The 19,989-nt window shown below is 59.6% G+C and carries 16 protein-coding genes and 2 tRNA genes; 11 read left to right on the top strand and 7 right to left on the bottom strand.

Annotation, left to right across the window (positions count from 1 at the left end; translation table 11 throughout):
* Nucleotides 1-21: 21 nt before the first annotated feature.
* The 6 genes from OC605_RS15935 to OC605_RS15910 all read right to left on the bottom strand — a co-directional run bounded on the left by OC605_RS15935 (nt 22) and on the right by OC605_RS15910 (nt 3,909).
* A tRNA-Cys gene (locus OC605_RS15935) sits at nt 22-95 on the bottom strand.
* A 46-nt stretch (nt 96-141) separates the two neighbouring features.
* Nucleotides 142-217 (bottom strand) — tRNA-Gly (locus OC605_RS15930).
* Between the two features lie 60 nt (nt 218-277).
* Nucleotides 278-838, bottom strand: coding sequence for a CDP-diacylglycerol--glycerol-3-phosphate 3-phosphatidyltransferase (gene pgsA / locus OC605_RS15925; RefSeq protein ID WP_016774513.1), 561 nt, complete (start codon nt 836-838; stop codon nt 278-280).
* Between the two features lie 32 nt (nt 839-870).
* A complete protein-coding gene (uvrC, locus tag OC605_RS15920) occupies nt 871-2,694 on the bottom strand; it encodes an excinuclease ABC subunit UvrC (protein ID WP_024012762.1) in 1,824 nt (607 codons plus the stop codon).
* A gap of 2 nt (nt 2,695-2,696) precedes the next feature.
* Nucleotides 2,697-3,338, bottom strand: a complete 642-nt coding sequence (uvrY, locus tag OC605_RS15915; RefSeq protein WP_024012761.1) for a UvrY/SirA/GacA family response regulator transcription factor — start codon at nt 3,336-3,338, stop codon at nt 2,697-2,699.
* Between the two features lie 127 nt (nt 3,339-3,465).
* Complete coding sequence (locus tag OC605_RS15910; RefSeq protein WP_186567137.1) at nt 3,466-3,909, bottom strand: GNAT family N-acetyltransferase; 444 nt, start codon at nt 3,907-3,909, stop codon at nt 3,466-3,468.
* Between the two features lie 605 nt (nt 3,910-4,514).
* Here OC605_RS15910 and OC605_RS15905 point away from each other — a divergent pair.
* On the top strand, nt 4,515-5,588 hold the full coding sequence (locus OC605_RS15905; protein WP_262138083.1) for a 3-deoxy-7-phosphoheptulonate synthase: 1,074 nt from the start codon (nt 4,515-4,517) through the stop codon (nt 5,586-5,588).
* Nucleotides 5,589-5,605: 17 nt separating this feature from the next.
* On the opposite strand, the gene OC605_RS15900 is transcribed toward OC605_RS15905, so the two are convergent.
* On the bottom strand, nt 5,606-6,718 hold the full coding sequence (locus OC605_RS15900) for a hypothetical protein (protein WP_262138081.1): 1,113 nt from the start codon (nt 6,716-6,718) through the stop codon (nt 5,606-5,608).
* A gap of 334 nt (nt 6,719-7,052) precedes the next feature.
* Between OC605_RS15900 and OC605_RS15895 the strand changes: the two genes are divergently transcribed.
* The 10 genes from OC605_RS15895 (at nt 7,053) to OC605_RS15850 (ending at nt 19,977) form a co-directional block, all read left to right on the top strand.
* Entirely contained in the window at nt 7,053-7,922 is an 870-nt protein-coding gene (locus OC605_RS15895; protein ID WP_122750823.1) for an esterase/lipase family protein, read from the top strand.
* 95 nt (nt 7,923-8,017) lie between these two features.
* Nucleotides 8,018-8,299, top strand: coding sequence for a peptidylprolyl isomerase (locus OC605_RS15890; RefSeq protein WP_016774509.1), 282 nt, complete (start codon nt 8,018-8,020; stop codon nt 8,297-8,299).
* A gap of 131 nt (nt 8,300-8,430) precedes the next feature.
* The gene (locus OC605_RS15885; RefSeq protein WP_125926814.1) at nt 8,431-10,299 is read left to right on the top strand and encodes an extracellular solute-binding protein; all 1,869 of its coding nucleotides are present in this window, start codon (nt 8,431-8,433) and stop codon (nt 10,297-10,299) included.
* Nucleotides 10,299-11,360 (top strand): microcin C ABC transporter permease YejB, encoded by a 1,062-nt coding sequence (locus OC605_RS15880; RefSeq protein ID WP_262138078.1) that lies wholly within the window; start codon nt 10,299-10,301, stop codon nt 11,358-11,360. The genes OC605_RS15885 and OC605_RS15880 overlap by 1 nt, the downstream gene beginning before the upstream one ends.
* Entirely contained in the window at nt 11,360-12,382 is a 1,023-nt protein-coding gene (locus OC605_RS15875; protein ID WP_262138076.1) for an ABC transporter permease, read from the top strand. The genes OC605_RS15880 and OC605_RS15875 overlap by 1 nt, the downstream gene beginning before the upstream one ends.
* Before the next feature lie 9 nt (nt 12,383-12,391).
* The gene (locus OC605_RS15870; RefSeq protein ID WP_262138074.1) at nt 12,392-13,966 is read left to right on the top strand and encodes an ABC transporter ATP-binding protein; all 1,575 of its coding nucleotides are present in this window, start codon (nt 12,392-12,394) and stop codon (nt 13,964-13,966) included.
* A gap of 131 nt (nt 13,967-14,097) precedes the next feature.
* Complete coding sequence (locus OC605_RS15865) at nt 14,098-15,525, top strand: sigma-54 interaction domain-containing protein (RefSeq protein ID WP_262138071.1); 1,428 nt, start codon at nt 14,098-14,100, stop codon at nt 15,523-15,525.
* Nucleotides 15,526-15,790: 265 nt separating this feature from the next.
* Complete coding sequence (locus tag OC605_RS15860) at nt 15,791-17,182, top strand: GntP family permease (protein ID WP_016774505.1); 1,392 nt, start codon at nt 15,791-15,793, stop codon at nt 17,180-17,182.
* Between the two features lie 7 nt (nt 17,183-17,189).
* A complete protein-coding gene (gene hbdH / locus OC605_RS15855) occupies nt 17,190-17,963 on the top strand; it encodes a 3-hydroxybutyrate dehydrogenase (protein ID WP_262138069.1) in 774 nt (257 codons plus the stop codon).
* A 58-nt stretch (nt 17,964-18,021) separates the two neighbouring features.
* Nucleotides 18,022-19,977, top strand: coding sequence for an acetoacetate--CoA ligase (locus tag OC605_RS15850; protein WP_262138068.1), 1,956 nt, complete (start codon nt 18,022-18,024; stop codon nt 19,975-19,977).
* Nucleotides 19,978-19,989 lie beyond the last annotated feature (12 nt).

The following is a 19,989-nucleotide window of genomic DNA, read 5'->3' as shown; positions in this document are numbered from 1 at the left end:
GATCTACGGGGCTTTTGATAGTGGAGGCCGAGGTCGGAATCGAACCGGCGTAGGTGGATTTGCAATCCACTGCATAACCATTTTGCTACTCGGCCTCAAAGTCTTTGCTGTCAGTAGCGCAACAACAAACACTGTACAAATTGGAGCGGGAAACGAGACTCGAACTCGCGACCCCGACCTTGGCAAGGTCGTGCTCTACCAACTGAGCTATTCCCGCTTGGTGTGGCGCATTCTATAGAATTAAGATGCCCCGTCAACCCCTTGATTCAAAAAACTTTTATTTCTTTTCGACATCGGTCTTCAGGTGCGGCCAAGCGGCGCGAAGGTATTGAACCATCGACCACAGGGTCAGCCCTGCCGATACAATCAGCAGTGTATATCCGAGCACGACCCAGAAGCTGAATGCCTTTGGATGAGCCAGCAGAATCACCAGCGCGAGCATCTGCGCAGCGGTTTTCCATTTGCCGAGATTGGAAACGGCTACCTGCGCTCGTGCGCCGAGTTCGGCCATCCATTCGCGCAGGGCCGAAATCACGATCTCGCGACCGATGATGACCGCCGCTGGCAGCGTGAGCCAGAGATTGCCGTGTTCCTGCACCAGCAGGACCAGGGCAACAGCGACCATCAGCTTGTCGGCGACCGGATCGAGAAACGCCCCGAACGGTGTGCTCTGCTCCAGTCGGCGCGCCAGGTAACCATCGAGCCAGTCGGTTGCGGCCGCGAAGGCGAACACCGAAGCGGAGGCCATGTAACTCCACTCGTAGGGCAGATAGAACAGCAAAATAAAGATCGGGATGAGCAGGACGCGTAGAACGGTAATCAGATTAGGGATATTCATCGGCACAACTGGCTACGAGGTGAAGGGGCATTCTACTCACTATGCAGGTTCGCATAAATCGACTCAGCGAGCTTTTTACTGATCCCCGGGGCTTTGGCGATCTCTTCGATGCTTGCACGAGACAGCTCCTGCAATCCACCAAAATGTTTCAACAGGTCACGGCGACGTGTCGGCCCTACCCCTGCCACGCCTTCCAGCGTTGAGGTTCGGCGGGTCTTGCCGCGACGAGCGCGATGCCCCGTAATTGCGAAGCGGTGCGCCTCATCGCGGATCTGCTGAATCAAGTGCAAGGCGGGCGAATCGCCGCGCAAGGTGAACTCGTGCGCTGCATCATTCAGATACAACGTTTCGAAACCGGCCTTGCGCGTGGCGCCCTTGGCGACGCCCAACAGGATCAGATCCGGCACGGCCAGTTCGTTGAGCACATCGCGGGCCATCGACAATTGGCCCTTGCCACCGTCGACCAACAGGATGTCCGGCAACTTGCCCTCGCCGTCCTTGAGTTTGCTGAAGCGGCGAGTCAACGCCTGGTGCATGGCCGCGTAATCGTCGCCGGCGGTGACGCCTTCGATGTTGTAGCGGCGGTAATCCGACTTGATCGCGCCTTCCGGCCCGAACACCACGCAGGAGGCCACAGTGGCTTCGCCGCTGGAATGACTGATGTCATAGCATTCCAGGCGCTGCGGCGGCTCATCCAGATTCAGCACTTCAGCCAGCGCGTCGAATCGCGCGGCGGTGTGCTGACGGTTGGCCAGACGCGCGCCCAACGCTTGCTCAGCGTTGGTCACGGCCAGTTGCTGCCAGCGCGCACGGGTGCCGCGCACCCGATGACTGATGGCCAACTCACGGCCGCGCAACGTGTGAATCCCTTCGATCAACGCAGGGAAGTCTTCGTGAACCACGTTGACGATCAGTTCGCTCGGCAGATCGCGTTCGGGGCTGCTGATGTAGTACTGACCGAGGAACGCTGCCATGACCTCGGAAACGTCTTCCTCGATGCCGACCTGCGGGAAGAAATTCTTGCTGCCCAGCACTCGCCCGCCGCGCACGCTGATCAGGTGGACACAGGCGCCGCCGGGGTTGACGAATGCGGCAATAACGTCGATATCGCCGGTTCCGCCTTCCATGCTTTGCTGGTCCTGCACCCGACGCAGCAAGGCAATCTGGTCACGCAATTCGGCCGCGCGTTCGAATTCGAGATTGATCGCTGCCTCTTCCATCGCGGTGGACAGCTCGTTGGTCAGCGCGTGGCTGCGACCTTCGAGGAACATCACCGAGTGGCGTACGTCTTCGGCGTAGACGTCAGGCTCGACCAGGCCCACGCATGGCGCCTTGCAGCGTTTGATTTGATATTGCAGGCACGGACGGGTACGGTTTTTGTAGTAGCTGTCTTCGCACTGACGGACGAAGAAGGTTTTCTGCAGAATGCTCAGGCTTTCGCGGATGGCCCCAGCACTTGGATACGGACCGAAATACTTGCCCTTGGCCTTTTTGGCACCGCGATGGATGCTCAGGCGCGGAAACTGTCCGTCGGAGAGGAACACGTACGGATAGGATTTATCGTCGCGCAGCAGGATGTTATACGGCGGACGCCACTCCTTGATCAGCGTCTGTTCCAGCAGCAGCGCTTCGGTTTCGTTGGCGGTGATGGTCGTCTCGACCTGAGCGATACGCCCGACCAGTGCAGCCGTTTTCGGCGCCAGCCCGGTCTTGCGAAAGTAGCTCGCCAGACGTTTCTTCAGGTTTTTGGCTTTGCCGACATACAGCAGGCGCGCTTCGCTGTCGAACATGCGATAGACGCCTGGCCGACCGCTGACGGTCGACAGGAAAGCACTGGAATCGAATGTCTCGGTCATGATCAGGCGCTGGCGTCCACCATGCCGTGACGCACTGCGAGCAGGGTCAACTCGACATCGCTGCTGATCGAAAGCTTCTCGAAAATGCGGTAGCGGTAGGTGTTCACGGTTTTCGGCGACAGGCACAACTTGTCGGAAATGATCTGGACCTTCTGGCAGCCGACAATCATCAAGGCAATCTGGATTTCCCGCTCGGACAACGCGTCGAACGGCGAATCATTGGTGGGCTGGAAAGATTTGATTGCCAACTGCTGAGCGATCTGCGGACTGATGTAACGCTGCCCGGCGAAAACCAGCCGAATGGCCTGAACCATCTCCGGCAGACCCGCGCCCTTGGTCAGGTAACCAGCCGCACCGGCCTGCAGCAAACGCGTCGGGAAAGGGTCTTCCTCGCACACCGTAACGGCAACCACCTTGATGTCCGGGTGGCTGCGCAGCAGTTTTCGTGTGGCTTCGAGGCCGCCGATGCCGGGCATCTTGACGTCCATGAGCACTACGTCAGGCTTCAACTCACGGGCCTTGATCAGGGACTCTTCGCCTGACTCGGCCTGGCCTACCACCTGCAGGCCATCGATATCGGCCAGCATTCGTGTAATGCCTGTACGAACGAGATCATGGTCGTCGACCACTAGCACCCTAATCAAGCAGACACCTCGCGATATGGTCTTATTGGGATGCCGGACACCTTAGCAAAAAGTGCCAGACAGACCTAGCGGAAAGCCGTATTTAAAAAGTTTCAATTCATCATTCAGAGCTTGCCGGCTGTGGGTTTCAGAGCACAGCTGTACTCAAATCGAGCTGCATCCTCAGGAAACACTCATCCCTGCCTACGATACGCAGTCCTTTGCGGACATACAGTGCTTGCGCACGATTGTTATCGAAGACCGTCAGTCGCAGTGCAGGACGTCGCGCCTGACGGGCCATGTCAATAACCTGATCGATAGCCCAGGAGCCGGCGCCCTGCCCTCGCCAGGTCTGATCAATCTGCAATTCGCGTATGTACAGCGCCCGCGAATCCTCGCTCAGACTGACAAAGCCGATCAGCAGTTCATCCTGGAGGATCATCCAGTTCTCACGATACTGCCAGCCTGCGTCGAATGCCTCGTCCTGCCACAACAGATCGTGGTCAATGTAATAGCGCAGCATGTTGCGACAGGTCAGATCCCGCGCAAAGGCAAGATCATCATGGGTGGCATGCCGAATTCGATAACTCATTCAGCTCTCTCCAATCGTAAAAATGTACTTTAACCAGATCGTTTGCCAGTGATAGCCGTTTCGCTCGGCACGCAATAGCATTTTCTGATTGCTGACGCGTATCAGCGTCGAGTAAGCTCGGCGTATTCATCGGAGACAGACCATGTTCAACGCCCCTTCACAGCCATGCATCGCCAGCGCCCCGCGCTCGGTTGCGGCTGTCCGGGTGAATGACATGTGCGCTCCAGGCAACTTTTATTTTGGGTATTGGTTTAGCCACTGGCGCGCCTGATACCCACACGGCGCCCATGATAACGGGTCGCCTACCAGAGATTTCTCAACCCCCGGTCGGCCTCCCGACCGGGGGTTTTGTTTTTTCAGGCCAACAACTTTCAGCACCACACCAGACACTTTGAGGAATGCACCATGAACTACGCCACTTATTACCGTTACGACAGCTTTAGCGCCTGGCGATTTACCAGCCTCCGCTCGGGACAGCCTGCCGCCTCCGATCGGTCACCTACAGGTGGCAAACACACACGCCTAGCCAGTACGGCCATTTGTCGAACACCCCAGTAGGGCCGAGTGCGCGGGAAAAACCCGCCATCCGCCCAGGAAGACCGAACATGAACTCTTCAGTTTCCGCTTTGCCGCTGTCCACCCTCGATTCTGCCAACGAAGCGCTGACCCTGCGCCTGCCCAGCTCGTTGCAACTCAAGCAGCAATTGCCGCTCAGCCACTCCCTGCATCAGCAGGTCAATGCCCATCGCCAGGCGGTACGCGCCATCCTCGACGGTGAAGACCCGCGCCTGCTGGTCATCGTTGGCCCCTGCTCTATCCATGATCCGCAGTCGGCAATCGAATACGCCAGCAAACTCGCTCGCCTGGCCGAAGATGTCAGCGGTGAAATGCTGCTGGTCATGCGTGCCTACGTCGAAAAGCCGCGAACGACGATCGGCTGGAAAGGTCTGGCCTACGATCCGCATCTGGACGGCACTGACGATATGGCTGCCGGTCTGACGCTGTCGCGCGAACTGATGCTGGAAATGATCCAGCTCGGACTACCGGTCGCTACCGAACTCCTGCAACCCATGGCCGCCAACTACTTTGATGACCTGCTGAGCTGGGTGGCCATTGGTGCCCGCACCACCGAATCGCAAATCCACCGCGAAATGGCCAGCGGCCTGAACATGCCGGTGGGCTTCAAGAACGGCACCGACGGCGGCGCCGCCGTTGCTGTCGACGCCATGCGCTCGGCAGCCCATCCGCATCGGCACTTCGGCGTCGACAGCCAAGGGCATCCGGCGATCGTGCAGACAGCCGGCAACGCTGACACCCACATCGTGCTGCGCGGTGGCCATCAAGGGCCGAACTACGATGCAACCAGCGTGGCCAACATCAGCGCCGAGCTCAGCAGACTGAAGATCCCCAGCCGGATCATGGTCGATTGCAGCCATGCCAACAGCGGCAAGGATCCACTGCGCCAGCCAGCAGTCTTCAATGACGTCCTTGAACAACGCCTGCGGGGAAACCACTCGCTGATCGGCATGATGCTGGAATCTCACCTGTTCGAAGGCGGCCAGCCGCGGCGCAGCGCTCGGCGCGACGGCGTATCGATCACCGACGGCTGCCTCGGCTTCGATGCAACTGAGCGATTGCTGACCGATGCCGCACGACGCGTCGCGCAAGCCGAACGTTGATCGAACCGCCCTCCCGCTCATTCAAAGCGCGGAGGGCCGGCATTCACTGGCAAAGCCTCCACGCTGATTTGCCTAACGGGGGATTGCTGACTGACATCGTCCAGACGCTCCACGGTGTAGGCGATCTGCACCGTTGTGCCGTGATGCTCACGCCAGAACCGGTGAGGGACGATGAAACACACCGCTTGACCAGCCGTCTCCCGCGTAATTTCAAGATCATCCCGGTGACTGAAGAACTCACCGTCACACTTGAGATAGACCAACTCATCCTCTTGCACCTGCGCCCCTTCGATGAGAACGGAAACGCCGTCGACCGAATCCTTCAGTGACAACACGTTTTCAACTGCCTCAACGACATCCGGCGCAGGCAATTGCGCACGCACTGCAGGCCCGAGGAAAACCGTGGCAGGCTCGGACGCTCGAACCGTTCCACAGCGCTGTTCGACACGGTAGGCGACGACCACTTCACCACCTCGGTGAGCTTCGATGTAGCTCCCCGGCACCCAGAACGACAGGCATTGCGCGACGGAGTAGGCCTCCACGTTCAATGAGTCGGTAAAGATCTCGGGCGAGGTATCGCCGTGCCAGGACAACATCACCCGATCACCCGCCGACATCCTCGCGAAAGGCTGCAGAGTCACCAGGGTGCCCTCTGCCACTCGCGATGGCTCCAGCGCTCCGTTTACCGAGCCTTCGATCTGTGGAGCCAACAATTGCGTGCGCATATCGCCCACAGACAGTTGCAGGCGTGCAGATTCCACTGCCTTGGGCGCGGACGCACTTTGCAGTGTCCAGTAAACCTCCAGCGAGCCTCCATCCAGCGCAGCCACGTGCATGGCCTTGATGACGAAGATTACGTCCCTGCCGACCTGAGCCTGGCTGATGAATCGAACACTCTCGTATTGATAGGTGAAGCCTTCGATATCCAGCCCCTCCCAATACAGCGTCAACTGATCGCCGCAGCTCATGTTGGCATAAGGAGAAATGCGAACGATGGCTTTGACCAGTGAAGGATCCAACACGCTCCCGCTGAGCCCGTCAATCATCGGCGCGACAAGAGTTTCGATGGCCACTTCGGCAACCATCGGCTGACGCATCCGCCAGCAAAACTCGACTTCATGGCTATTCATTTTCGTTTCCACTCCCTGGAAAACGTGCCGCCCCGAATGGCGACACTGACATCTACATTGAGGACTTCTTTGAATGTTCTTGATGTCAGCCGAATACACCGCGACGACGGCGCAAGCGCTACTCGCATAGTAGGCAACAGCAGAACTCACGCGGTTATGCCGACAAACGACCCACTGAACTTCCGATTCGGATTTCACAGCTCTCCGAAATTTCGTACGCCTCGTAGTCCATTTTCAAACACAACGCGAAGCCTCTTCGTACTTCCTCAGCGACAGGGGTGTTTTAGAGTGGCTCGGTGATTTCCCGATGAACTTCTACGAAAAAGGTAAGAACATGCAACGGAATGCTACAACTCGTTATCCCATCCTGTTGGTCCACGGTCTGTTCGGGTTCGAGCGTATCGGTCATTTCGAGCTGTTCCATGACGTCAAATCCGCGCTGAAAGCGGCTGGCTGTCGATTGTTTGTTCCACACCTTTCGGCCACCCATGACAATGAAATGCGGGGTGAGCAATTGCTGTCACAGATGGCCTGCGTGCTACGAGGCACAGGCGCGAAGAAAGTCAACCTTATAGGACACAGTCAAGGTGCACTCGCTGCACGCTATGCGGCAGCGCTTGCACCAAACGTCGTCGCTTCAGTCACCTCCGTCAGTGGTCCGAACCATGGTTCGGAGCTCGCCGACTTCCTGCGCAAGGCACTGGTCCCGGGCAAGCTGCCGGAGGTCGTTGCACAAAACGTGGCGACGCAATTTGCCGATTTGTTGTCGCTGCTCAGTGGCAGCGTGGCACTGCCACAGAATGCAGTGGCCGCACTCAACGCACTGACCACCGTCGGCGTCGGGCAATTCAATGACAAATTCCCACAAGGACTGCCACACACCTGGGGCGGTCACGGCCCGGAGCAAGTCAACGGCGTGCGTTACTACTCGTGGAGCGGGGTTGTTGCGCAATCCAGGCTGCCGACGCTGGATCCGGTTCAAGCAACCTGCCGCGCCCTGTCGCAATATTTCACCACCGAACCCCAGCAGAATGACGGCTTCGTCGGACGCTTCAGTAGCCATCTCGGCCAAGTGATCCGCTCTGATTATCCAATGGATCACCTGGCGAGCTTGCGGCGCAGCCCGGGCGCAACCGCGTCTTCACCGGACCCTATCGAGCTGTACGTCGAGCATGCCCAGCGCCTGCGTGCGGCGGATCTTTGAGTAGAGTCAGGGAAGCAGAATGGAACTTTGCCGAGAATTCACCGACTGATTCCGGTACGCTCCACCTTTTATTGAAACAGTTCGGAGAATTCCCCATGGCCAAAGCCACTGCCCGCCACATCCTGGTTTCCAGCGAAGACAAGTGCAACGAACTCAAGGCTCAGATCGAAGCCGGCGCCGATTTTGCTGAAGTCGCCAAAGCCAACTCCAGCTGCCCATCCAGCCGTCAGGGCGGTGACCTGGGTTCGTTCGGTCCTGGCCAGATGGTCAAGGAATTCGACACCGTGGTGTTCAGCGCGCCGATCAACGTCGTGCAAGGCCCGGTGAAGACCCAGTTCGGTTACCACCTGCTGGAAGTCACCAGCCGTCAGGACTGATTCGTCGTCCTGTTGCTGACAACGGCCCACCCTTTGGTGGGCCGTTGTGTTTCGGTTACATATACGGCTGGCGAGTGGCGCGCCGCTCGCGTACAACTTGCGCTTATCGATTTTGCGTTCCAAGGCTGACGATGCGACTGGTTTTTCCCACACTGATGCTCACCGCCCTCGCCCTGCTCACGGGTGCCGCCGGTGCGACCGCTGCCCCGCAACACGCACTGACCGTTTACGGCGAACCGGCCAAATACCCCGCCGGCTTCGGCCATTTCGACTACACCAATCCGCAGGCGCCGAAGGGTGGGACGATGCGGCGCTCGGCAATCGAAATCGGCCACTTCGATCATCTGCTGCCCTATATAGACAAAGGCATCGGCGTGACGCAGATCGACGGCCTGCTGTATTCGCCGCTGGCCCAGCGCTCGCTGGATGAGCCCTACACGGTGTACGGTCTGGTGGCGGAGAAAATGGAACGCTCGGACGACGGTCTGTCGCTGCGTTTCTTCATCAATCCGAAGGCGCGTTTTGCCGATGGCAAACCGATCACCGCCGAGGACGTTCGCTACACCTACAACCTGCTGATGACCCAGGGCAGCCTGCGTTATCGCACCCAGTTTGCCGACGTCAAAGGCGTCGAGATCGAGGCGCCGCTGACCGTGCGCTTCGACTTCAAAAGCAACGAAAACCGCACCCTGCCCCTGGATATCGCGACCCTGCCGGTGTTCCCCGAACACTGGTGGAAGAGTCGCGATTTCGCCGGCGGCGGTGGTTATGAGCCGCCGCTGGGCAGCGGGCCGTACCGTGTTGGCAAGGTCGACTCCGGGCGCAGCATCACTTTCGAACGCAATGGCGACTGGTGGGGCAAGGACCTGCCGGTCAGTCGCGGCCTGTACAACTTCGACCATTTCAGTATCGAGTACTTCGGCGACACCGACGTCGCCCGTCAGGTGCTGCGTGGCGGTGCCTATGACTACAACCGCGAGTTTTCCGCGACCGGCTATTCGATCGGCTACGACAGTCCCGCCCTCAGCGATGGCCGTTTACAGAAGGCCCACCTCGCCACTGAAGCGCCGCAATCGGCCCAGGGTTTCGTGTTCAATCTGCAAAAGCCGATGTTCCAGGACCGCCGGGTACGCCAGGCACTGGCGATGCTCTGGGACTTCGAATGGAGCAACCGGCAGATGATGCGCAACGTCTATATCCGCCAGCAGAGCTACTTTTCCAATACCGATCTCGCCGCCCGGCAGTTGCCCGACGCTCAAGAGCTGAAGATTCTCGAACCGCTGCGCGGTCAGGTGCCTGAGGAAGTGTTCAGCAAAGTCTTCGAGGCGCCGAAGACCGACGGCAGCGGCATCATCCGTGACAAGCAGTTGCAAGCCCTGCAACTGCTTGAGCAGGCCGGCTGGAAACCGGATGGCGATCAACTGGTCAACGGCGCCGGCGAGCCGCTGAGCTTCACTTTTCTGGTCAGCCAGAACGGCATGGACCGCCTGCTGTTGCCCTACAAGCGCACGCTGAAGCAGATCGGCATCGAGCTGAATATCCGTCGCATCGACGCCTCGCAATACGTCAATCGCCTGATGAGTCGCGACTATGACATGATCGTCACCGGCTATCCCGTTACCACGTCTCCGGGCGGTGAGTTGCTCAACTATTTCGGCTCGGCAGCGGCCAACGATCCCGGCGCGAACAATTACATGGTGTTGAAAAACCCGGCGGTCGACACCTTGATCAACGGCCTGATCCGCGCCTCTACTCAGTCGGACATGCTGCATTACGCCCATGCGCTGGACCGGGTGCTGCAATGGAATTACTACTGGATTCCCAACTATTACCCGCCGGGCACCTCGACCGTGTGGTGGAACCGCTTCGGCATTCCCACGGTGCAGGCGAGCAATGACGAAGCCATCGAGAGCTGGTGGGAAATCAGCCGCACGCCACTGACCAATCAGCAGATGACCGCCGAGAAAATCAGTCGCGGCAGACCCGGAGGGCCGCACTGATGTGGGGTTACATACTGCGGCGCCTGCTGCTGATCATTCCGACGCTCGTGATCATCCTGCTGGTCAATTTCGTCATCATCCAAGCCGCGCCCGGCGGACCAGTGGAACAAGCCATCGCCCATCTGCAAGGCATTGGCGGCGCCAGTGTCGGCGGCGGAGCCGGCGAGACATCGAGCAACGCTTCGCGCGCCAGCCGTGGTCTCGACCCGGAACTGATCAAGGACATCGAAAAGCAGTACGGTTTCGACAAACCGGCCCACGAGCGCCTGTGGCTGATGCTGAAGAACTACGCGCAACTGGACTTCGGCAAGAGCTTCTTTCGTGGCGCGACGGTCACCGACCTGATTCTGGAAAAGATGCCGGTGACGATTTCGCTCGGACTGTGGGCGACACTGATCACCTATCTGGTGTCGATCCCGCTGGGCATCCGCAAGGCTGTGCACCACGGCAGCCATTTCGATATCTGGAGCAGCACGGCGATCATCATCGGTTACGCCATGCCGGCGTTTCTGTTCGCGATGTTCCTGATCGTGGTATTCGCCGGCGGTACTTCGTTGAACTGGTTTCCGGTGCGCGGGCTGGTGTCGGACAACTTCGAATCGCTAACGACCCTGGGCAAGATCGCCGATTACTTCTGGCATCTGGTGTTGCCGGTCACCGCGCTGGTGATCGGTGGATTCGCGACCTTGACGATCCTGACAAAAAACTCGTTTCTCAATGAAATCACCCGACAGTATGTAGTAACGGCTCGCGCCAAAGGCTTGAGCGAACGCCGCGTGCTGTACGGACACGTGTTTCGCAACGCCATGCTGTTGGTGGTTTCGGGGATACCTCAGGCGTTCATCAGTGTGTTCTTCGCCGGCTCGCTGCTGATCGAAGTGATCTTCTCCCTCGATGGCCTTGGGCGCATGAGTTACGAAGCAGCGGTATCACGGGACTACCCAGTGGTGTTCGGTTCGCTGTTCATTTTCACCCTGTTCGGCCTGCTGATAAAACTGATCGGCGACCTGTGCTACACCCTGGTCGACCCGCGTATCGACTTTGCCGCGAGGAATGCCTGATGTTCAAGCTCTCGCCTTTGGGTCGTCGCCGTTTCGAACGTTTCAAGAAAAACCGTCGAGGCTGGTGGTCGCTGTGGCTGTTCATCGGCCTGTTCATCCTGACGCTAGGTGGCGAGTTGATCGCCAACGACAAACCATTGATGGTCAGTTATCAGGGCCAGTGGTACTTCCCGGTGCTCAAGCGCCACACCGAACAGGAGTTCGGCGGGCAACTGCCGTTCCAGGCCGATTACCGTAGCGAGTACGTGCAGAATCTGATTCGCAAGGGCGGCGGCTGGTTGCTGTTCCCGCCGATTCCGTTCAGCGATGACACGCCCAACTATGACCTGAACACACCGGCGCCGAGCCCACCAACTTCGGTGAACTGGCTGGGCACCGACGATCAGGCACGGGATGTGCTGGCGCGGGTCATCTTTGGTGCCCGGGTGTCGATTCTGTTTGCCTTGATGCTGACCTTTGTCAGCGCGCTGATCGGTATCGCCGCCGGCGCGTTGCAGGGCTATTACGGCGGCTGGGTCGACTTGCTCGGACAGCGCGTGCTGGAAGTCTGGTCGGGGCTGCCGGTGTTGTATCTGCTGATCATTCTTTCAGGTTTCGTCGAGCCGAATTTCTGGTGGCTGCTGGGTATCATGGCGCTGTTTTCCTGGTTGGCGCTGGTGGACGTGGTGCGCGCCGAGTTCCTGCGCGGGCGCAATCTGGAATACGTCAAAGCCGCACGCGCCCTGGGCCTGACTGACCGCAAGGTGATCTTCAGGCACATCCTGCCCAACGCAATGAACGCGACGCTCAGCTACCTGCCGTTCATTCTGACCGGGGCCATTTCGACGCTGACCGCGCTGGATTTCCTCGGCTTCGGCATGCCGGCCGGCAGTGCCTCGCTGGGCGAACTGATCGGCCAGGGCAAGCAGAACCTGCAAGCACCGTGGCTGGGTTTGACAGCGTTCTTCACCCTGGCGCTGATCCTCTCCTTGTTGGTATTCATCGGCGAAGCGTTACGTGACGCTTTTGACCCTCGATCCTGAAGCGTGACCATGACAGAAAACCTGATTGAAATCCGCAACCTCAATGTCGCCTTCCATGGCCAGACCGTGGTGCGTGACCTGTGCCTGGATATCCGCCCCGGTGAGTGCCTGGCACTGGTGGGCGAATCGGGCTCGGGGAAATCGGTGACCGCGCATTCGATCCTGCAGCTGCTGCCCGATACTGAGGCGCAAACCCGTGGCAGCATCCGCTATCGCGGGCAAGAATTGCTCGGTGCTGATCCGAAGGTCTTGCGAGAACTGCGCGGCAATCGCATCGCCATGATCTTTCAGGAGCCGATGACTTCGCTCAATCCATTGCACACCATTGAAAAGCAAATCGGCGAAACCCTGTTGCTGCACCGTGGCCTCGGTGGCAAGCAAGCGCAGCAGCGCATTCTCGAATTGCTCGGACTGGTCGGCATTCAAAAGCCCAAGGAGCGGTTGAAAGCCTATCCGCATCAGCTCTCTGGCGGGCAACGGCAACGGGTGATGATCGCCATGGCCCTGGCCTGCGAACCGGAGTTGTTGATTGCCGATGAGCCGACCACGGCGCTGGATGTCACCGTGCAGCGCAAGATTCTCTTGCTGCTCAAGTCCCTGCAACAGCGGCTCGGCATGTCGCTGCTGCTGATCAGTCACGATCTCAATCTGGTGCGCAGCATCGCGCAGCGGGTGTGCGTGATGAAGGCTGGCAAGATCGTCGAGCAGGCGCCCTGCGAAACCCTGTTTACCGAACCCAAACACCCATACAGCTGCGTGCTGTTGAACGCAGAGCCGGAAGGTGAAGCCCTGCCCCGTGACGAACGCGAAAATGTGCTGGAGGTCGCTGACCTGCGCGTCGATTTCCAGGTCGGCGGCGGGTTGTTCAGGCGCAAGCAGTATCTGCGCGCTGTCGATGGCATCAGTCTGAATATTCAGCGCGGCAAGACCCTGGGCATTGTTGGCGAGTCTGGTTCGGGCAAGTCGACGCTGGGTCAGGCGATCCTGCGCTTGCTGGATTCCGAGGGCAGCATTCGCTTTCAGGGCGAAGCGCTGGATGGCCTGAATCAAAAGCAGCTGCGGCCGTGGCGGCGGCAGATGCAGGTGGTGTTTCAGGACCCGTTTGGCAGCCTCAGCCCGCGCATGTCGGTGGCACAGATCATCAGCGAAGGTCTCGAAGTGCATTGCGAGTCGACGGCCAATGAGTGTGATGAGCAAGTGATTCGCGTGCTCAGGGAAGTGGGGCTCGATCCGGAAAGCCGCCATCGCTACCCGCATGAATTTTCCGGCGGCCAACGCCAGCGCATCGCCATCGCCCGGGCCTTGGTGCTGAAACCGGCGCTGATCCTGCTCGATGAACCGACCTCGGCCCTCGACCGCACCGTACAGAAACAGGTGGTCGCCCTGCTCCGTGATTTGCAGGAAAAATACGGTTTGACCTACCTGTTCATCAGCCATGATCTGGCCGTGGTGCGCGCGTTGGCCCACGACATGATCGTGATCAAGGACGGCCAGGTGGTCGAGCGTGGTGCCAGTCACGACGTGTTTGACAACCCGCAGCATCCCTACACCAAAGAGCTGTTGGCGGCGGCGCATCCGGGGTAGGTTTTTTTCTGCTAATTCGCGGCGCGCATTCGCGAGCAGGCTCGCTCCCACATTGGAATGCAGTCCCCTGTGGGAGCGAGCCTGCTCGCGAACGGGCCGTCACTGGCAACAAACAATCAGGATCAGCCTCCATGAACACCACCGAAAGCCTCAAGGACTACCAACGAGTCCGCACTCTGGCGATCCGTTCGCTGTTCGAGATCATCGAGCAATCCAGTGAGGGCACGGTGATTGTTGACCGCGATGCGAATATCGTCTGGATGAACGAACGCTACGCCCGGCGCTTCGGTCTCGATTCAGCGGCCGGCGCTATCGGCAAACCCTGCGAAAGCGTGATCCCCGGCAGCCTGCTGCGCGAGGTGGTACGCACCGGTCGGCCGATTCTGCTGGATATGCAGGACACGCCAAAGGAACCGCTGGTGGTGATGCGCCTGCCGATCCACGACGATGCCGGCAGCGTAATCGGCGCCATCGGTTTCGCTCTGTTCGACGAGTTGCGTACGCTGTCGCCGATGCTCAAGCGTTACCTGAGCATGCAGGAAGAACTCGCCTCGACCCGCTCGCTGCTGCGTGCGCGGCAGACCAAATACAACTTCGCCCATTTCATCGGCACCAGCGCCGCCAGCCTCGAAGTCAAACGCCGCGCCAGGCGCAGTGCCAGCGCTGATTCGCCGGTTTTGCTGCTGGGAGAAACCGGCACCGGTAAAGAGTTGCTTGCCCAAGCGATCCACAGCGCCTCGCCACGCGCGCACAAGGCTTTCGTCAGTATCAACAGCGCAGCGATTCCCGAGGCGCTGCTGGAAGCCGAGTTCTTTGGCACGGCACCCGGCGCATTTACCGGCGCTGATCGCAAGGGCCGCACCGGTAAATTACAAATCGCTCAGGGCGGCACGCTGTTTCTCGATGAGATCGGCGATATGCCGCTGCCGCTGCAAAGCAAACTGCTGCGCGTGTTGCAGGAAAAGGAGTTCGAGCCGGTCGGCTCCAATGAAGTGATTCAGAGCGATGTGCGGGTAATCGCCGCGACGTCGACGGATTTGCAGGCTGCGATCAAGCGCGGCGAATTTCGCGCCGATTTGTACTACCGCCTCAACGTACTGCCGATCCAGGTGCCGCCACTGCGTGAACGTCTCGATGATCTGCCGGCGCTGAGCGAGGCGATTCTCGAAGAACTGCGCAGCCAGCATGAACTGCACCGCGACGCGCTGGCGCTGTTGGGCCAGCACGCGTGGCCGGGCAACATCCGCGAACTGCGCAATGTGCTGGAGCGGGCGGCGTTGCTCAGTGATGATCTGATGCTGACCGAGCAGGATATTCGCGGGGCGATTGGCACCTTTACTCCGGTTGAGCGGACGGCCGAGCCGAGCATGCAAGCCTCCGCTGGGGAGACATTTGCACAGGCGCGGGCGCGGTTTGATCGGCAGTTGATCGAGTCGACCCTGGCGCAATGCGCGGGGAAAGTGCCAGAGGCGGCGGTTCGGCTGGGGCTGGGGCGTTCGACGCTGTACAAGAAAATGGCTGCGCTGGGGATCGCAGAGTCTACATATAGAGACATCTGATCTCCATTTTAAGACTAGAGCAAAAGCTTCGCGAGCAGGCTCGCTCCCACAGGGGAATGCATGTCAAATGTGGGAGCGAGCCTGCTCGCGAAGGCGCCGGCCCATTCAAAGAAAATCTCAACTAAGAGACAAAAACAGCTCCCAGACCTTGCCTGAGATCTAATTTCCTTATATTTCAACCAGTTAGAAGATTGGCACAAATCTCGCTAACCCACTCTCCGCACCCGTTCCACCCACAAAAATAACAATCCTGGAGAGACACACCATGAGTGTGATCATTGCCTTGGCAGCCCTGACGCTGCTGATGCTCGCCGCCTACCGTGGCTACAGCGTCATCCTCTTTGCCCCGATCGCCGCCCTCGGCGCGGTCCTGCTCACCGATCCGTCCGCCGTTGCCCCTGCGTTCACCGGGGTGTTCATGGACAAGATGGTCGGTTTCATCAAGCTCTATTTCCCGGTATTCCTGCTCGGCGCGGTGTTCGGCAAGCTCATCGAACTGTCCGGCTTCTCGCGCTCGATCGTGGCCGCTGCGATTCGCTTGCTCGGGACTAAACAAGCGATGCTGGTGATCGTGCTGGTGTGTGCCCTGCTCACCTACGGCGGCGTGTCGTTGTTCGTCGTCGTCTTCGCTGTTTACCCGTTTGCAGCGGAGATGTTCCGCCAGAGCAATATTCCCAAACGCCTGATCCCGGCGACCATTGCCCTCGGCGCATTCTCGTTCACCATGGACGCCCTGCCCGGCACGCCGCAGATCCAGAACATCATCCCCAGCACCTTCTTCAACACCACCGCATGGGCGGCGCCGTGGCTGGGTGTGATCGGCACGATTTTCGTGTTCTGCGCCGGCATGCTGTTTCTGCAGCGCCAACGCAACAAGGCGCAACGTGCCGGCGAAGGCTACGGCACTGAACTTCGCAACGAACCGGAAACCGCCGAAGACCTGAAGCTGCCCAACCCGTGGATTGCGCTGTCGCCATTGCTGGCGGTGGGCATCATGAACCTGTTGTTCACCCAGTGGATTCCGCAGTGGTACGGCAAGACCCACAGCCTCGCGCTACCGGGCATGGCTGCGCCGGTCACTACCGAAATCGCCAAGCTCACGGCGATCTGGGCGGTGCAGGCGGCGTTGCTGGTCGGCATCCTCATGGTCCTGGCGTTCGGCTTCAAGGCGATTAAAAGCAAGCTCGCCGAAGGCAGCAAAAGCGCGGTCAGCGGTGCGTTGCTCGCGGCGATGAACACCGCGTCTGAATACGGCTTTGGTGCGGTAATCGCTTCGCTGCCGGGGTTCCTGGTGCTGGCCGACTGGCTCAAGCAGATTCCCAATCCGTTGGTCAACGAAGCGATCACCGTGACACTGCTCGCCGGCATTACCGGATCGGCGTCGGGCGGCATGAGCATCGCGCTGGCGGCGATGTCCGAGCAGTTCATCAGTGCAGCGCACGCGGCGAATATTCCGCTGGAAGTGCTGCACCGCGTGGCCGCGATGGCCAGTGGTGGCATGGACACCCTGCCGCACAACGGCGCGGTGATCACGCTGCTGGCGGTGACCGGACTGACCCACCGCGAAGCCTACAAAGACATTTTCTGTATTACGCTGATCAAGACCCTCGCGGTTTTCGTGGTGATCGGCACTTTCTACGCCACTGGCATTGTGTGAGGTATTCATGACCACTCTTTCCGGCAAGACAGCCTTGGTAACCGGCTCCACCAGCGGCATCGGCCTGGGCATCGCGCTGACTCTCGCGAAAGCGGGCGCCAACCTGATTCTCAATGGCTTCGGCGATGCCTCGAAGGTGATCGCCGACGTCGCTCAGTACGGCGGCAAGGTCGGCCATCATCCCGCCGATGTCAGCGACCCGGCACAGATTGCCGACATGGTCGCCTACGCCGAGCGCGAGTTTGGCGGCGTCGACATTCTGGTCAACAACGCCGGCATTCAGCACGTTGCGGCCGTAGAAGAGTTTCCTGTTGAGCGCTGGGATTCGATCATCGCGATCAACCTGTCATCGGTATTCCACAGCACGCGGTTGAGCCTGCCGGGCATGCGCAGCAAGAACTGGGGGCGCATCATCAATATCGCCTCGGTGCACGGCCAGGTCGGCTCCACCGGCAAAGCCGCGTACGTTGCCGCCAAGCATGGCGTGATCGGCCTGACCAAAGTAGTCGGGCTGGAAACCGCGACCAGCAATGTCACCTGCAATGCGATCTGTCCGGGTTGGGTGCTGACGCCGCTGGTGCAGAAGCAGATCGATGATCGCGCGGCCAAGGGTGTCGATCCGCAGCAGGCGCAGCATGATCTGCTGGCGGAAAAACAGCCGTCGCTGGAGTTCGTTACACCGCAGCATCTGGGTGAGCTGGTGTTGTTCTTGTGCAGTGAAGCCGGCAGCCAGGTGCGCGGCGCGGCGTGGAATATTGATGGTGGCTGGCTGGCGCAATAAACACCTGGCCATTGTGGGAGCGAGCCAGCTCGCGAATCAGATAAGAAGAGGCAAACCCATGTCCGACATCCTCTGGCAACCCGACGCCCAGCGTATCGACCGTTCGCGGATGGACATTTTCCGGCGCGAAATCAATCAGCGGCATTCGCTTGAGCTCGACGGCTACCCTGCCCTGCACCAATGGAGCATCGATCAGCGCCCGGCGTTCTGGCAGGCGATCGTCGATTTCTTCGACATCCGCTTTCATACTCAGCCTGACGCCGTTTTGCGTGAAGGTGCAGAAATGCCCAGCGCCGAGTGGTTTCCGGGGGCGACGCTGAACTTCGCCGAACACCTGCTGCGCCGCCGCGACGATGCCGTGGCGGTGGTTGCTGTGGCGGAAAACGGCCAGCGCGAACAATTGACTTGGGCCGAACTGGCCGAACACGTCGCCGGTTTTCAGGCGAGCCTGCGCGCGGCGGGCGTTGGCCGGGGTGATCGCGTAGCCGCGTGCATGCCCAACACCTGGCAAACTCTGGTGGCGATGTTGGCCACCACCAGCCTCGGCGCGATCTGGTCCTGCTCGTCGCCGGACTTCGGCACTCAGGGCGTGATCGATCGCTTTGGCCAGATCGAACCGAAGGTGCTGCTCACCTGTGCCGGTTATCAATACGCCGGAAAAACCCTGGATCAGACATCCAAGCTCAACGAAATCCTGATACAGCTGCCGTCGCTGCAGCAGTTGATCATCGTCCCGTACGCTCGCCCGCAAGCGCGCATCGAGGATTACCAAACCTTAGCCGATGTCTCCTTCTGGGAGGAATTTTATCAACCCGGCGGCGAACCGGATTTCACCCCGGTGCCGTTCAATCATCCGCTCTACGTGCTGTACTCCAGCGGCACCACTGGCGTGCCGAAATGCATCGTCCACAGCACCGGCGGTGTGCTGCTGCAACACGTCAAAGAGCACGGATTGCACTGTGACCTCGGTCCCGGCGACCGCTTGTTCTACTACACGACCTGCGGCTGGATGATGTGGAACTGGCTGGTTTCGGCGCTCGCAGTGGGCAGCGCCGTGGTGCTCTACGACGGCTCGCCGTTTCATCCGGATCACCAGCGCTTGCTAGACCTGATCGACGACGAGCGCATCAGCGTGTTTGGCACCAGCCCCAAGTTCCTCGCGACTCTGGAAAGCAACGGCACCAAGCCCCGAGAAAGCCATGAACTGGGCAGTTTGAAAACCCTGCTGTGCACAGGCTCTGCTTTGTCACCGCAAAGCTACGATTTTGTTTACCGCGACTTCAAAACCGATGTGTGCCTGGCTTCAATGTCCGGTGGTACCGACATCGTCTCGTGCTTCGTCAATGGCAACCCGCTGTCAGCGGTACGTCGCGGAGAAATCATGGGCAAGAGCCTGGGCATGGCCGTTGAGGTCTGGAACGACGCTGGCCAGCCGGTGTTCGGTGAGAAAGGTGAACTGGTCTGCATACGGCATTTCCCGGCGATGCCGATCGGCTTGTGGAATGATCCCGACGGCTCAAAACTCCGCCAGTCCTACTTCAGCCTGTTCCCCGGCGTCTGGGCACAAGGTGATTACGCCGAACAGTTGCCCCACGGCGCGATGATGATCCATGGCCGCTCGGATGCGGTACTGAACCCGGGCGGCGTGCGCATCGGCACGGCGGAAATCTATCGTCAGGTCGAGAAAATCACCGAGGTGCTGGACAGCGTCGCCATCGGTCAGCTATGGCAGGATGATGTGCGGGTCGTGCTGTTCGTGCGTTTGCGCGACAACGTCGAACTCGATCAAAGGCTTGAGCAGCGCATCCGCGATGTCATCCGCGCCAATACCACGCCGAGGCATGTCCCGGCGCGGATCGTTGCCGTGACGGACATACCGCGCACCATCAGCGGCAAAGTCGTGGAGCTGGCGGTGCGCGATGTCGTGCATGGAAGGCCGGTAAAAAACACCGATGCACTGGCCAATCCCGACGCGCTGGAGCAGTTTCGGGATCGGCGCGAACTGGCCGGATGACGCAGGCACTGG

The organism is Pseudomonas sp. Marseille-Q5117 (assembly GCF_946901175.1).
GTDB classification, from domain to species: domain Bacteria; phylum Pseudomonadota; class Gammaproteobacteria; order Pseudomonadales; family Pseudomonadaceae; genus Aquipseudomonas; species Aquipseudomonas iranensis.
Note: the sequence above shows the minus strand (reverse complement) of the source record. Positions and strands in the feature narration are given on the sequence as shown.

What these genes read in the sequence shown, in the direction of transcription:
- OC605_RS15865 (WP_262138071.1), top strand. Translation starts at nt 14,098, where the DNA reads ATGAACACCACCGAAAGCCTCAAGGACTACCAACGAGTCCGCACTCTG.
- OC605_RS15910 (WP_186567137.1), bottom strand. Translation starts at nt 3,909, where the DNA reads ATGAGTTATCGAATTCGGCATGCCACCCATGATGATCTTGCCTTTGCG.
- OC605_RS15870 (WP_262138074.1), top strand. Translation starts at nt 12,392, where the DNA reads ATGACAGAAAACCTGATTGAAATCCGCAACCTCAATGTCGCCTTCCAT.
- OC605_RS15885 (WP_125926814.1), top strand. Translation starts at nt 8,431, where the DNA reads ATGCGACTGGTTTTTCCCACACTGATGCTCACCGCCCTCGCCCTGCTC.
- OC605_RS15895 (WP_122750823.1), top strand. Translation starts at nt 7,053, where the DNA reads ATGCAACGGAATGCTACAACTCGTTATCCCATCCTGTTGGTCCACGGT.
- uvrC (WP_024012762.1), bottom strand. Translation starts at nt 2,694, where the DNA reads ATGACCGAGACATTCGATTCCAGTGCTTTCCTGTCGACCGTCAGCGGT.
- OC605_RS15890 (WP_016774509.1), top strand. Translation starts at nt 8,018, where the DNA reads ATGGCCAAAGCCACTGCCCGCCACATCCTGGTTTCCAGCGAAGACAAG.
- hbdH (WP_262138069.1), top strand. Translation starts at nt 17,190, where the DNA reads ATGACCACTCTTTCCGGCAAGACAGCCTTGGTAACCGGCTCCACCAGC.
- OC605_RS15875 (WP_262138076.1), top strand. Translation starts at nt 11,360, where the DNA reads ATGTTCAAGCTCTCGCCTTTGGGTCGTCGCCGTTTCGAACGTTTCAAG.
- OC605_RS15900 (WP_262138081.1), bottom strand. Translation starts at nt 6,718, where the DNA reads ATGAATAGCCATGAAGTCGAGTTTTGCTGGCGGATGCGTCAGCCGATG.
- OC605_RS15880 (WP_262138078.1), top strand. Translation starts at nt 10,299, where the DNA reads ATGTGGGGTTACATACTGCGGCGCCTGCTGCTGATCATTCCGACGCTC.
- OC605_RS15905 (WP_262138083.1), top strand. Translation starts at nt 4,515, where the DNA reads ATGAACTCTTCAGTTTCCGCTTTGCCGCTGTCCACCCTCGATTCTGCC.
- pgsA (WP_016774513.1), bottom strand. Translation starts at nt 838, where the DNA reads ATGAATATCCCTAATCTGATTACCGTTCTACGCGTCCTGCTCATCCCG.
- OC605_RS15850 (WP_262138068.1), top strand. Translation starts at nt 18,022, where the DNA reads ATGTCCGACATCCTCTGGCAACCCGACGCCCAGCGTATCGACCGTTCG.
- OC605_RS15860 (WP_016774505.1), top strand. Translation starts at nt 15,791, where the DNA reads ATGAGTGTGATCATTGCCTTGGCAGCCCTGACGCTGCTGATGCTCGCC.